This is a genomic window from Psychrobacillus sp. FSL K6-4615, assembly GCF_038008225.1.
Classification (GTDB): domain Bacteria; phylum Bacillota; class Bacilli; order Bacillales_A; family Planococcaceae; genus Psychrobacillus; species Psychrobacillus psychrotolerans.
Genome location: NZ_JBBOYQ010000001.1, coordinates 692,527 through 706,210, shown reverse-complemented (window position 1 = coordinate 706,210; position 13,684 = coordinate 692,527). Strand labels below are relative to the sequence as shown.

General features: G+C 41.5%; 11 protein-coding genes. All 11 read right to left on the bottom strand.

All coding sequences use genetic code 11. The features are described 5' to 3' along the window. Positions 1-397: 397 nt before the first annotated feature. On the bottom strand, positions 398-1,270 hold the full coding sequence (locus MKX53_RS03460) for an ROK family protein (RefSeq protein ID WP_340909100.1): 873 nt from the start codon (positions 1,268-1,270) through the stop codon (positions 398-400). Between the two features lie 142 nt (positions 1,271-1,412). Further along, positions 1,413-2,033 carry a LutC/YkgG family protein gene (locus MKX53_RS03455; protein WP_340909097.1) on the bottom strand — a complete coding sequence of 207 codons (621 nt, stop codon included), beginning with the start codon at positions 2,031-2,033 and terminating at the stop codon, positions 1,413-1,415. After that, positions 2,026-3,456 (bottom strand): LutB/LldF family L-lactate oxidation iron-sulfur protein, encoded by a 1,431-nt coding sequence (locus tag MKX53_RS03450; RefSeq protein ID WP_340909094.1) that lies wholly within the window; start codon positions 3,454-3,456, stop codon positions 2,026-2,028. The genes MKX53_RS03455 and MKX53_RS03450 overlap by 8 nt, the downstream gene beginning before the upstream one ends. 2 nt (positions 3,457-3,458) lie before the next feature. Then, positions 3,459-4,184 (bottom strand): (Fe-S)-binding protein, encoded by a 726-nt coding sequence (locus tag MKX53_RS03445; protein ID WP_340913222.1) that lies wholly within the window; start codon positions 4,182-4,184, stop codon positions 3,459-3,461. Positions 4,185-4,378: 194 nt separating this feature from the next. Further along, complete coding sequence (locus tag MKX53_RS03440; protein ID WP_340909091.1) at positions 4,379-6,427, bottom strand: bifunctional aldolase/short-chain dehydrogenase; 2,049 nt, start codon at positions 6,425-6,427, stop codon at positions 4,379-4,381. 254 nt (positions 6,428-6,681) lie between these two features. Continuing rightward, positions 6,682-8,466 (bottom strand): L-fucose isomerase, encoded by a 1,785-nt coding sequence (locus tag MKX53_RS03435; RefSeq protein ID WP_340909089.1) that lies wholly within the window; start codon positions 8,464-8,466, stop codon positions 6,682-6,684. Between the two features lie 14 nt (positions 8,467-8,480). Then, complete coding sequence (locus MKX53_RS03430) at positions 8,481-9,917, bottom strand: rhamnulokinase (RefSeq protein ID WP_340909086.1); 1,437 nt, start codon at positions 9,915-9,917, stop codon at positions 8,481-8,483. A gap of 13 nt (positions 9,918-9,930) precedes the next feature. After that, entirely contained in the window at positions 9,931-10,572 is a 642-nt protein-coding gene (locus MKX53_RS03425; RefSeq protein WP_340909083.1) for a class II aldolase/adducin family protein, read from the bottom strand. Positions 10,573-10,590: 18 nt separating this feature from the next. Next, positions 10,591-11,553, bottom strand: a complete 963-nt coding sequence (locus MKX53_RS03420; protein ID WP_340909082.1) for a Gfo/Idh/MocA family protein — start codon at positions 11,551-11,553, stop codon at positions 10,591-10,593. A gap of 87 nt (positions 11,554-11,640) precedes the next feature. Further along, positions 11,641-12,621, bottom strand: coding sequence for an ABC transporter substrate-binding protein (locus MKX53_RS03415; RefSeq protein ID WP_340761516.1), 981 nt, complete (start codon positions 12,619-12,621; stop codon positions 11,641-11,643). A 54-nt stretch (positions 12,622-12,675) separates the two neighbouring features. Then, a complete protein-coding gene (locus MKX53_RS03410; protein ID WP_340909080.1) occupies positions 12,676-13,668 on the bottom strand; it encodes an ABC transporter permease in 993 nt (330 codons plus the stop codon). Positions 13,669-13,684: the final 16 nt, after the last annotated feature.

Below are 13,684 nucleotides of genomic sequence, written 5' to 3'. Positions count from 1 at the left end.
AAGATTACCAGTTTTATTCGAAGATGACATTTTGAAAGCACCAAGGACTACATTACATATTCCATATTACAGCAATGTAACCAATAACGCTAGTTTTTTTTCTGAATAATTTATACTATCTTTTTAAATAAATAGATTCGCCCTAAAATTACTTCTTAATTCAGAATAAATTGGTTATAATCTTTTTTTAAATTATTTAATTATATGTGTGCATTTTTTAATATTTGTGTTATCATGTACTGTATAGAAGGTTACTTATAGATGTGTAACGCCGTAAACTTGTTTGTACATTCATTAGTGTGCAGCCTTCTACTTCCTTCGTTTTATCGCTCAAGAAAAGAAGCATCTGAACTTCGGATGCTTCTTTTCTTATTTTATCGGGGCTTTGATCTATTGATCAAAGCCCCTTTCTTATGTGTCCCGCAAATATTAGTCCTCCTATTAAACCTGCATTATCTCCTAAGGCTGGGGCTGTGATTGTATTCTCTAAGTTTGAAAGCGATGGATAATAGGTGTAATTATTGAGTTTCTTTATGACGTTTTGTTTTATATTCGAAAGAAGATGGGTTTGGTTCATCAATCCACCTCCTATGATTATGCGGTCAGGAGCATATGCTAGCATCATTTGATATACTCCTTGCCCTATATAGTTTGCAATAATCTCCCATGCAGGATGGTCTGCTGGGAGATTTTTTGCGTTTGGGCCATAGCGTTTTTCAATAGCAGGTCCCGATGCTAGTCCTTCAAAACAGTCGGTATGAAACGGACAGTCACTGGCTTTTATGTCTGAAGGGTCCCTAATAATAGTGATATGTCCCATTTCAGGGTGCTGAGGTGTATTGAGAAATTGTTTGTTAATAACTACTCCTCCCCCTATTCCTGTTCCAATCGTAAAATATAAAACTGTTCTATCGTTTTTACCCGCACCATATGTTGCCTCTCCAAGGGCTGCTACGTTCACATCACTTTGAAGCTCTATTGGGATATTCAATTTCTCTTTCAGTGTTTGTAAAAACGGAAAGAATCTCCAGGCTAGTTTAGGAGTGTCCAGAATAGTGCCGTATTGAGAACTTTGTCGGTCGATGTTAACTGGACCAAAGCAAGCTATACCTATTGCTTCTACTTTGTTAGATAAGAAGAAGTCTATTATTTGTTTCATATTTTCGGCAGGAGATGTTGTTTGGAACTGCACTTGTTTGAAAATATTACCTTGTTCATCTCCTACTGCGCAGTTAATCTTCGTACCACCTGCTTCTATGGAACCTAGCATTCATATACCCCTTCTCAATTAGTAAAATAGTCATTTTCATAGATGATAAGAACTATATCAGATTTATCCAAACTTTTTTAGACCATTAAAGTTGTGTTACAAAAGCTGTTTTCTGCAATGTTGCTGTTAAGAATCTATCTATTTAGATATCTTCGTCAATAATCACATAAATAGTCCTTAGTGGACCATGAACTCCTACTACTAAATAGCTTTCGATATCTGCGGAATTACTTGGTCCTGTTATGAAATTAATACAGGTTGGAATAGGCTGCCCTTGTTTTATACGTTCACTTAGCATTGTCATACTTTCCTGTAATCTTGGAATAATCGATTTTGTAGGGATGAGTACTACATGGATTTCTGGTAATAGACTGACGGATCTTCCTTTGTTATTTTCGTTAAGAAGGACAACTGTCCCAGACTCTGCTAGTGCATGGTCGCAGTACGTTAGGCCGATGGTTGCTTGTTCTGCGTGTTGAATATTTTGTGATCCTAAAGCAGGGTTCCATTTGGTTGTATTGGCTTGGAGCCAATCATCTAACTTTGAATTTCCTCTTTCTATAGAAGAAAGTACTTTTTGTCGTGGTATTTCTTTTATTAGTTCAGTTAAGGTTTCCAAAAGATTTGTTTGTGTTGTTTCTATTATATCTGCTCGGATAAGTATGGCAGATTCGATGAATACTCGTTTTAATGAATTCGTTTCGAGTTTGCTATAAACACTGGAAACAGGTAGTTCCACTTTGTTTCTTTGCAGTTTAGTCATTTTCCACTTCCTCCCGTTCTTTCATCCAGTCACGGAAACGACTTTGTTTGGGAGTAGGAAAATCCCGGCTATTCGTCCATTCTTTTAGAAGACCTGGTCCATTTGATATACTTTGTTTGTTCTTCAGTAGCATTTTAAGACTGACCGCTGCCATTTTGGAGCCACCTGTATATACAGAGTTTGTTGAAGCTCCGAAACCAAATGCTTTCATCATGAGACGCTCACTAATTGGCGCTTTCCCTTCTGTTTCTACTATTTTTTGGCGATGCTTAAGTAGAAGGCTATGCAACGGAATTTTCACTGGGCAGACATCTGTACATGCACCGCAAAGCGTGGAGGCGTACGGTAGTTCTTTGTGATCCTCGTAACCGTCAAGCAGTGGTGTGAGTACTGCACCCACTGGACCTGGATAGATGGAGCCATATGCATGACCTCCGATGTGACGGTATACGGGGCACACGTTTAGGCACGCTCCGCAGCGAATGCACTGGAGAATTTCTTGAAAGTCCGTCCCGAGAATTTTGGAGCGTCCATTGTCTACAATCACGATATGTAACTCTTCAGGACCGTCGACTTCCTCTTGTTTTTTAGGACCAGTGAGTAGACTTACATAACTTGTGATCCGTTGACCTACAGATGCTCTTGTTAGTAGAGATACCATAACGTCTAAGTCTTCGAAAGTTGGCACGAGTCGCTCCATACCCATGACGGTTATTTGGGTTTTAGGTATAGTTGTGACTAAGCGGGCATTCCCTTCATTTGTCACGAGGCAGATTGTTCCGCTTTCTGCAACTCCGAAATTACAGCCCGTTACTCCTAGATCAGCTTCTAGGAATTTTTCTCGAAGTGTATAACGTGCGTGTTTTGCTAATTCTTCGGGATTCTCTGATTTTGTGTAATTTATTTTTTTTGTAAATAAGTCCCGGATTTGTTCTTTCTTCTTATGTAAAGCAGGTACTACAATATGGGACGGTGGGTCATGGTCATCTAGTTGGAGAATGTATTCTCCTAGATCCGTTTCTACAACTTCACAGCCTATTGACTCCAGTGCAGCGTTCAACCCTATTTCTTCTGTCACCATCGATTTGGCTTTGACGATTTTTTTGGCGTTTTTTTGCTCGGCGATTTGTTTAATATAGTTCGTCGCTTCTACGTCGTCTTTCGCAAAGAATACATGTGCACCACTTTTTGTTGCCTGCTCACTGAATTGTTCTAGATAGTGCACAAGGTTATTTACGGTATGCCGGCGTATTTCTTGCCCTGCTTCTCGCCACTTTTCCCATTCTCCAAGTTGCTTGGTTGCTAAATCCCGCCTTGCCCCTAGACCATCCTGTGCGCTTGAGACTGCTTTTCTCATGAAATCATTATTTAACTCAGATGCTAGACGTTTTTTGAATGGACCAGATTTTATTTTGAGTGGCATTGTTATCCCTCCATTCCTCTGTTTAATACTTCTGCAATATGTAGTACTTCAATTTTCTGCTGTTCTCTAGAGAGTCGCCCGCCAATATTCATGAGGCAGCCACAGTCTGCTCCTATTAAATAATCAGGACTTGCTTGTTTAATATGTTCTACCTTTTCTTTCACCATTTCTGCCGAGATATCGCCCATTTTGACGGAGAATGTGCCACCGAATCCACAGCACTGACTTTGACCAATGAGTGGTTGGATGGTTAAGTTGTCTACATTTTTTAATAGAAGCTTAGGCTCTTCTTTTGCTCCGAGCAGTCTAGTCATATGACAAGAAGTATGGAATACTGCTGTTCCTGGAAGTGATGTGTCTATTTTGGTTACACCTAGAACATGGACGATGAATTGGGTTAGTTCGTATGTTTTGGAAGCGACTTGTTTTGCTATGGCATGCCATTTAGGATCATCCTGGAAGACATGTTCATATTCTTTAAGCATAAGTGCGCATGAGCCTGAAGGGGTGACGATGTATTCGGCATGCTGGAAGGTTTTGAGTAAATGAATCATTGCTGGTTTTGCTTCAAGCAAATAGCCACTGTTGTATGCTGGTTGGCCACAGCAAATTTGGGCAGGCGGGAATTCGATTTCACAGCCAAGTTTTTTGAGTAGCTCTACTGTTGCAATGCCTACGTTTGGTTGGAATAGATCCACTAGACAGGTGGAGAATAGGGTGACACGTATTGTCATATATAGTCTTCCTTTCTGAAAAAGCCGCTTCTTGTGGGAAGCGACTTTTTGGTTTATGTTGAATAACCTTATTCGTAATGATAGTAGCTATATTTAATACTACTGTTGATTTCCGTTGCAGGTGGACGCTTTCCGCGGGCACGGCTGAAAATATATCAAGAAATTAATAGCTTGAAACCAAATTCACTTTACCGAGTAAATGCCGCCGCTACTCCACCGTCTACAGTTAGCATGCAACCGGTTGTTTTGGCTGACTTGTTGGAAGCGAAGTAGGCTATAGCTTCTGCTATGTCTCTTGGGTAGATGTTCTCTTTTAAAACAGTTCGCTCTCTGTAGTGATTTTCTAATTCATCGGGTTCGATGCCGTATGCTGCCGCTCGCTCTTCGCGCCACTTAGATCCCCAAATGGCAGAGCCTTGTAGCACTGCATCAGGTAATACGGAGTTTGCACGGATTCCAAAGTCTCCACCTTCCGCAGCTATGCATCGTGCCAGATGTACTTCTAGCGCTTTTACTGCACTGTAGGCGGATGCGTTTTTGCCTGCATAGATAGAGTTTTTGGAGCCGATAAAAATCATGCTGCCACCTTTTCCTTGTGTTTTCATCACTTTGAATGCTTCTCGGGATACGAGGAAGTACCCTGTTCCAAGTACATTCATGTTCAGGTTCCATTCTTTTAAGGTTGTTTCTTCAAATGGGCTTGATGTCGCAAGTCCTGCATTATTGACTAGTATGTCTACCCCACCATATGCGCGATTCACTAGTTGGAATGCTTCAATGATTTGTTTTTCATCTGTAACGTCCATTTTTACAGCAGTTGCTCTACCTTCTCCGTATGCTGAATTTATTTCCGTTGCGATTTTTTCTGCCCCTTCTAGATTTAAGTCTGCAAGGACGACATGGGCACCAAGGGATGCGAGTAATCGGCATGTTTCACTACCGATTCCTCCTGCTCCCCCGGTTATGAATGCTACTTTTCGAGAGAACTCAGCTTCTTTTGGTGCGAGTGAGAGCTTATATAATTCCAATGGCCAGTATTCTATACCAAAAGATTCTTCCGCTGAAAGAGATGTGAAGCCTCCAAGTGCATCTGATCCTTTCATGACAGAAATTGCTCGGTGGTATAGTGCACCACTCACTAGGGCAGATGCTTTGTCTTTGCCAGTGTTAACCATCCCGATTCCAGGGATAAGGATGACCCTAGGTGATGAGTCGAACATGATGTCCTCTGATGATGCATATGCTTCAAAGTATTTTTTATATTCTTCTTTATAGGCTTCAATACTTGTTTTAATCGTTTCTAGGTTTCCATCCCAGTCTATGAAAAGTGGAATCCGTTTTGTATGCACTAAATGATCTGGACAGGCTGCTCCGACTTGGGAAAGTGACGCTGCTCGTTCGCTATTTACGAATTCTAGTATATCCTCTGAGTCATCATACGTTACGATTTGACCTTGGCTTGTTGAAACGAGTCCTCTTATATAAGGAAGGATTTCGTTTAGGGTTTGAATTCTTTTTTCTTGTGGTAGTGCTTCTGTTGATTGGCCGCCGAATGGTTTATGTTCTGTTAAATGGTGATCGATATAGGCTTTCGCTTCATTGATAATATGGATCGTTTTATCATAACTTTCTTTTGCGGTGTCTCCCCAAACGACTAGACCGTGTTTTTCCATTAGTACTAGCTCTGCATTAGGATTATTTTGTACACCTTCTGCAATCATTTTAGATAGAAGAAATCCAGGACGTATATATGGCACCCACACGAAACGGTCACCGAATATTTCTTTTGCTATTTCTTGACCATTTGGTGCACAGCAAATACTGATGATGCTGTCAGGATGGGTATGGTCTACATGTTTGTATGGAAGAAATGCATGTAAAAGTGTCTCGATGGAGGCACGTGGATGTGATTTATCTAGCATGCAATGACTTAAATAGTCGACCATTTCTTCATCTGTCATATCTTCCCGTTGTTGAAGCGGAAGAATATGCTCTAGGTGAAGTGCTGTGAAGTTCGATTCCTTCATCGTCGCAAGGTCCGAACCACTCCCCTTCACCCACATTACGTCGACTTCGTTGCCTCGAAAATCAGTTGCAACCGTTTTGAAAGAGGTATTTCCCCCTCCCCAGTTACAAACGCGACGATCGGTGCCGATTAAATTCGAACGGTAGGTAAGTTCTCCTAGTGTGTCAGATTGTATAGTTTTATTGGATTCGTCCCATAGGTTTTCGATCATATTTTTTCTCCCCTTTCAGGTGGTGAAGGTCGTGCATAATGGATAATTGCTCTGTGAAAAATGTGCTGAGATTCCGCGGATGAAACGCTTCATTTATCCCGTTCCCTAGGTCACCACTTTTCACTGCAATCAATACAAGAGTAGTACTTATTAATTGGAATTGATTCTTTCAATTAATTAGAAAATCCAGCTGCCATCTTTGGAATGTATGAAATTGGTTGTGAATACAATCCTTCAATTCATATTTACTTCACTTATTTATAAAGCGGGCCAAAGTTTTGGCATGCTCTGTAGTCGGCTGCTTCCGGTTGGTCGGTGCCGAACATATTCCATGCGCTAGGGCGGAAGATGCGTGATGCTTCGACGTTATGCATATTTACAGGAATTCTCAGGATCGATGCAAGTGTTATTAGATCGTCTCCGATATGGCCGTAGCTTAGTGCACAGTGGTTGGCTCCCCAGTTATTCATGACGGAGTAGACATCTGTGAAGGCACCTTCACCGGTTAAGTTTGGAACGAACCAAGTCGTTGGCCATGTTGGATCTGTACGCAGGTCGAGTGTGTCATGCATGTCGTTTTCTAGTTCGACTGTGTGCCCTTCGGCGATCTGCAGTACTGGGCCAATTCCTTTTACGTAGTTAATACGGGCAATTGTAACTGGCATATCGCCTTTTGTTGTGAAATCACTTGAGTAGCCGCCGCCTCGGAAGTATTCTGTTGAAGCTGGGCGGAACTGAACGTTATCTAGTGTTTCTTTTACTTCTTCATCCGTGATCTCCCAGAATGGTTTCATAACGGGTTTGCCATCTGTTTGTTGGCGACCAGTTCCATCGAGTGCTGCGGAACCTGAGTTGAGTAGATGGATGATTCCGTTTGCAGCTTTACCGGTAAGCTCTTTTCCTGTAACGCGTTTTACTGCGTCAGTACTCCAGAACGTACGTACATCTGCGAAAACTTGTGCGGTATTTGTTAGTAAGTTACCCATCGCCATAGTGACACCATTTAAACTATCGTTTTCTGTTGCTAGAATATAGGGTGCTCTTTTGCCATTCCAATCAAAGGATGAGTTTAAGAAGGTTTCCATGAAGTCTCCATTTGGGAAATAGTCGGTCCATTGACGCTGCCCTTGGAATCCAGCTATTAGTGCATTATGGCCATTTGCTTCCTCCTCAAAGCCCATTTCTTTTAGTTTGTCACTACCAATCATTAAGTCACGAGCGATGAGAGTCATTTTAATCGACCGTTGCCAGTCACTACGTTTTTCCTCTTCTGTACGCTTGAATTCTTCTTTGTTTATGTCTTCACCAATAGTTAAGTTTTCATCTGCCCATTGAAGTGCTTTTTCATATTCTTCTTTGTCGTAAATTTCTAGATCCATCCGTCGAACAAATTCACTCATGTCGATGTATTCGTTGCGCATGCCTAGGTATTCTTGGAAGAAGTCATCTTTTACAATACTTCCTGCAATCCCCATGGAGACAGAGCCCATTGCGAGATAGGATTTTCCTTTTAGCATTGCTGCTGCAAGTCCAGCTTTTGCAAAGCGTAGGAGTTTTTCTTGAACGTCCTGCGGAATAGTTGGATCTCCGGCGTCTTGAACATCATGTCCGTATATTCCGAAAGCCGGTATTCCTTTTTGGTTGTAGCCTGCAAGGGATGCCGCTAAGTAAACTGCTCCAGGACGTTCTGTTCCGTTAAAACCCCAAACTGCTTTTGGTAGTTGTGGATCCATATCCATCGTTTCACTGCCATAGCACCAGCAAGGAGTAACAGTAAGAGAAACGCCGACGCCTTCTTTTTTAAATTTCTCTGCCGCGTGTGCCGCTTCAGCTACACCGCCTATACAAGTGTCTGCGATAACACATTCTACTGGTTCCCCGTTATAGTACTTTAGGTTTTCGGAAAGAAATTTTGCTACGTTTTTTGCCATATTCATCGTCGTTTCTTCAAGGGATTCACGTACTCCTCTTCTTCGCCCATCAATTGTTGGTCTTATTCCTATTTTTGGTAAAGCTCCGATATACCGCTCTTTTGTCATGAATAATTCCTCCATTACTTATGTAGTAGTTGATGAAATCGGTCGATTGCTTCTTGCCATTCGATATTGTGTTGCGGTTCATATTGTTTTATCTCAAAAGAGTTTGCGACAAGCTGGCGTCCTTCTTCGATTGAGTGAAGTTCTCCAAGTGCTCGCAGTTGGGATAGCCCGTTACCGATAGAACTTGCCTCGGTTGGCCCAGTGTGGACTATTTTGTTCGATGCATTTGCGATAAATTGGCATAGATTTGTATTTTGTGTTCCGCCACCACCGATGTAAATGTCTGTTGTTTTCGTTTTTGTGATTGTTTCAATTTGTTCGATTGTGTATGCGTATTTTAAGGCAAGACTTTCAGTGAAACAGCGGATATGTTCACCTGGTGTAATCGGGACTTGCTGATTTGTTTGAATACAGTATTGCTTGATCGCTTGCAGCATGGATACTGGGTTAAAGAATAGGTCGTCATCTGGATCAATGAATGTATTAAATGATTTAGCTTGTTGTAGAGCCTGTATTTCTAGCTCATATGTGAAGTGGAGTCCTTGTTGCTTCCATTCTTCTCGGCATTTTTGGAGAATCCAAAATCCCATAGCATTTTTTTGGAATCGGTATTGCCCTTCACTCGTTCCTTCGTTTGTAAAACGTTGTTGGAATGCATCATCTGTAATGATCGGTGCTTTTGTTTCCTTGCCAATTAACCCCCATGTACCAATACTAATGAACACGGCATTCAGGTTTTGGATCGGTAGTGCAGACAATGCGCAAGCTGTGTCATGGCCCGGTACGAGCACCATTTGGATTGCTGAATGATTTTTTAAATTACCTACGATTTGATGCGGCATTTCGATTGCTGCAAATGGGTGCGTTCGATTGAAAAGGGTGTGTTGAATATCTTTATCCCATTGCTTATTTTTGTTTACTAGCTGTGATGTAGAGGCGATAGTAAATTCGTTCAGTTTGACGCCTGATAATGCGTGCATGAGTAAATTCGGCGTCATAAGTATGTCGGTTGTTTGGCTCAAGTATTGCGGGTATTGACTTTGGATAGCCATGAGTTGAAATACTGTGTTTATAGAAGAAATTTCGTTACCTGTTTGTTCAAATAATGTTTGGGCTGGAATATGTTTCATCGCTTTCTGAACATATGGGACAGTGTGCGAGTCTCGGTATGAAAATGGTTTGGAGACTAGCTGTCCATTTTTGTTTAGTAATCCGAAGTCTACTCCCCAAGTGTCGATGCCAAGTGACTTGGCAGGTGATGTTACTTTGTCGAGACCTTGGTTTAGCTCTTTTACCAAGTTGTCATAATCCCAGTAATAATGATTATTTTCAAAGGTGGGTTTATTTTGGAACCGATGAATTTCCTTGGTCGTGAGCGTTTGCCCATTGAATGTTTGGGCGACTAGTCGACCACTGGATGCTCCGAGATCATAGGCAAGTACGGTTGTCATAGTGATTCACCCCCTATTCCTTTAGCAATTTCGAGCGATATCTTTCTGCCGAAAGGTTTCGAAGGTCCTCGCATTCTTGATCGGTTAATACTCGCGGACCACCGAAAATGGAACTTATCGTATATACTTTGGCGGATTCCTCTGTTAGTTGCATGAAAAAATATGCTTCTTTCATTGTTTTCCCTAGTGTTAGCACTCCGTGGTTACGCATAATGATGACATCTTTGTCGACGAGTTCTGCTACTTTTTCGGCTAGAAGATTAGTCGTCGGTATAACGTAATCGATGTAGCCCACACTCTTCACCATTGCTGGAAAATCCGGAAATAAAGGCGGAATGTCTTTACCAGCAGAGGAGACACCTACTGAATAGGTCGGATGGGCATGAAGAACTGCTTGAATTTCCTCATTTTTTCGGAAGCATTCCAAATGCATGAGTACTTCAGATGATGGGCGAAGACTGCCTTCAATTTCTCCTGTTATAATATCTACCTTCACCCATTGATGAGGCTCTATTTCCTTTAGATCAAAGCCACTCGGAGAGATGTACATATAATTTCCATCTCGCATACTGAGGTTTCCGCCAGCTCCTACTACTAGCCCTTGGTCTACTAATTTATGTGCATATTTGTTTAGTTCTTCGATGACATTGGACATTTGGTCACTTCCTTTCTATTAGAGTGCTTTAGCAATACGTTCCATTGTTTCTGTTTGTTGGAGCATTTGTGCATTTGTATATGTTAATGATTCTTTGTTTTCGATTGCCTGGTGGAATGCCTTGATCTGTTCCGTATAGGCATTTCCTGTTTCTTTAATAGTGTGTGTTTCATTGTTTGACTGGTAATGGATGATTCCATCGTAATTGTTTTCGTCTGCTCTGAAAGCATATGGTAGCTGCATCGTTCCTTTTGTGCCGATTATATCAATTGTTTGAGTCATCGGACCGTAAAAACTTGCATCGAACTGACCAAGTATTCCAGATGGATAGCTAAGTTGGACCGCTATATGAGTATCTATTTCTATTGTTGATTTACCCTGGAGAGCTTGAACACTTTTTGGACTTTCTTCTATTAAATAGTTAAGTACATTTACCGGGTAACAGCCGATGTCATTGAGTACCCCTCCCCCAAGAGTTGGATCGAGGCGTATGTCGTTGTCCCAGTTTTCTAAAGTGAAGTGGAATCGAGCACGAATTGTGAGGATTTCCCCTATAGCTCCTGCTGTTAACAATTGCTTTACTTTTCCTATTTGCGGATGGAAACGATACATGAAGGCTTCCATTAGGAGTACATTATGCTTTTTGGCTGCTTGTTGGAGTTCGGTTAAGTCTTCTGTAGTGAGTACAATAGGCTTTTCACAAAGGACATGTTTGTTTGCTTGGATTGCGGCAAGTGCCCATTGTTTGTGATGCGCGTTCGGAAGCGCTATGTACACTGCATCCACATCTGGTGATTCAAGAAGCGCTTCGTATGAATGGAATATGTTAGGAATATGGAATTGCTGTGCTAGTGCTTCCGCTTTGCCACTTTGACTTGCAATTGCAGTTAGCTCGTTGTTTGTTGTTTGCCTGATTGCTGGAATAACTTGTTGTTTAGCAATGTTCGCAGCTCCTATGATGCCCCATCGCAATGTTATCAATTCAGTTAGCCTCCTTTTCAATGTTGCAGTTTGTTACTGGTGCTTTGTTAGCCACCAATAACTTTTGTGCAACTGGACTGCTATGTTTTATTCGTAAATTGCGTTTTGTACTTCCTCTGAATCGATGTTGTCTTTGTCATACCAGATGAAGCCTGTGTCGATTGTTTTTTCTACTTTTTTACCGTTCATCGCGTCTACTGCTGCTTTAACTGTTTCGTAACCGATGCCGACTGGATTTTGCGTTACTGCACCAGACATTAAGCCACTTTTAATAGCGTCAATTTGTTGTTTCCCAGAATCGAAGCCGACAACTACTAGCTCACCTGATTTGTTTAGCTCTTGTACTGCGTTTACAACACCGATTGCGGAGCCTTCATTGGAACCGAAAATTCCTTTTAGGTCGCTATGTGCTTGAATCATTGTTTTAGCAAGGTCAGTAGATTTCAGATGATCTCCACCACCGTACTGGATGTCGACGATTTCAATATTCGGATATTTGGACTCGATTTGTTCTTTGAAACCGTCACGACGTTGTACTCCTGTTACTGAAGTTTGGTCATGTACGACTAGTGCAATCTTTCCTTCTCCACCGATGAATTCTGCCATTTTGTCTGCTGCAAGAGCTGCAGCTGCTTTGTTATCTGTAGAAGCAGTTGCAAGGGGGATATCACTTTCTACTCCTGAGTCAAAGGCAATAATAGGAATTTCACTTTTTTGTGCTTCTTCTAATAATGGCGTTGCCGCTTGCGAGTCGAGTGCTGCAAAACCTAGTGCATCAGGCTTTTTGTCTAGTACTGCGCGAAGCATCTCTATTTGTTTATCCACTTGTGATTCACTTTCTGGTCCTTCAAATGTAATTTCTACATCAAATTCTTCAGCTGCATCTTCTGCTCCTTTTTTTACCGCTTGCCAGAATTGATGTTGGAATCCTTTGGAGACAATAGCTACGTACGGTTTGTCGCCACTTGGTTCTGATGTTTTGCTAGAATCGGCTTCTTCTGAATTACATGCACCTAAAATCATTGAAACTGCTAACATACTCCCTAAAATCCACGATCTTTTCTTCATTTTTTCTCCCCATTCCCATTTATATTTAACGTCACATGGACGATACAACCATTGTTATTCTTTACGTCTTCTAAGGATATCCATATATACTGCGAGAATAATAACCAGTCCGACTACGACTGTTTGCCATTCCTGTGGGATAGACATGATACGTAAACCATTTGTTAGAACACTCATGATCAGAGCACCAATTACTGTTCCAATGATTGTGCCTTTTCCTCCACTAAGGGATGTTCCACCAATCACAACAGCTGCAATCGCTTCCAATTCATAGCCCTGACCTAGTGCTGGCTGCGCCGAGTTTAGACGAGATGCCATAATTACTCCCGCAATTCCTGTAAAAGCTCCTGCCAATGAATAAATAGTCACTTTCCAGAAATCCACGTTCACTCCTGAAAGCTTTGTTGCTTCTTCATTGCTCCCAATTGCGAAATTATAACGTCCTAAAATTGTTTTCGATAAAATGACCGCTCCAATAATTGCAACGATGAAAAAAATTAGTACTGCATTCGGTATCTCCACCCCTGGAATAATTGTGCCAAGTGCAATTTTTGTGAATAGAGCATGGTCTGTGAAATAAATAGGTGCTGCTCCTGAAATAACTAATGCCAACCCTTTTGCAATCATCATCATGGCAAGTGTGGCAATAAATGGCGGGATCTTCAGCTTCGTGATGGCAATTCCACAAAGGAATCCACAGAATGCCCCAGTCGCAATACCTGCGAAAACTCCTACAACTAGCGGTAGGCCTGCATTGACAATAACTACCCCTGATATGACCGAGGATAACGTCATTACTGTCCCTACTGAAAGGTCAATTCCACCTGTAATAATGACAAAGGTAGCTCCAAGTGCAAGAATTCCAATTACTGCCGTTGATAATAAAATGCCGATCATGTTGCTCCATTGTAGAAAACTATCTGAAGCTAATGAGAAGAATATAACTAATACGATTAAACTTCCGAAGGCTAAAGTTTGTTGAATCGCCCCTGGTGGTATGACTTTTTTCTTTACTGGCTCTTTTTCAATAATTGTTCCCACGTTCAATTAATTCACCCCTATT

Excerpts from the sequence above, each read along its gene's own strand:
- MKX53_RS03415 (WP_340761516.1), bottom strand. The coding sequence starts at position 12,621 with ATGAAGAAAAGATCGTGGATTTTAGGGAGTATGTTAGCAGTTTCAATG.
- MKX53_RS03455 (WP_340909097.1), bottom strand. The coding sequence starts at position 2,033 with ATGACTAAACTGCAAAGAAACAAAGTGGAACTACCTGTTTCCAGTGTT.
- MKX53_RS03450 (WP_340909094.1), bottom strand. The coding sequence starts at position 3,456 with ATGCCACTCAAAATAAAATCTGGTCCATTCAAAAAACGTCTAGCATCT.
- MKX53_RS03430 (WP_340909086.1), bottom strand. The coding sequence starts at position 9,917 with ATGACAACCGTACTTGCCTATGATCTCGGAGCATCCAGTGGTCGACTA.
- MKX53_RS03460 (WP_340909100.1), bottom strand. The coding sequence starts at position 1,270 with ATGCTAGGTTCCATAGAAGCAGGTGGTACGAAGATTAACTGCGCAGTA.
- MKX53_RS03425 (WP_340909083.1), bottom strand. The coding sequence starts at position 10,572 with ATGTCCAATGTCATCGAAGAACTAAACAAATATGCACATAAATTAGTA.
- MKX53_RS03435 (WP_340909089.1), bottom strand. The coding sequence starts at position 8,466 with ATGACAAAAGAGCGGTATATCGGAGCTTTACCAAAAATAGGAATAAGA.
- MKX53_RS03440 (WP_340909091.1), bottom strand. The coding sequence starts at position 6,427 with ATGATCGAAAACCTATGGGACGAATCCAATAAAACTATACAATCTGAC.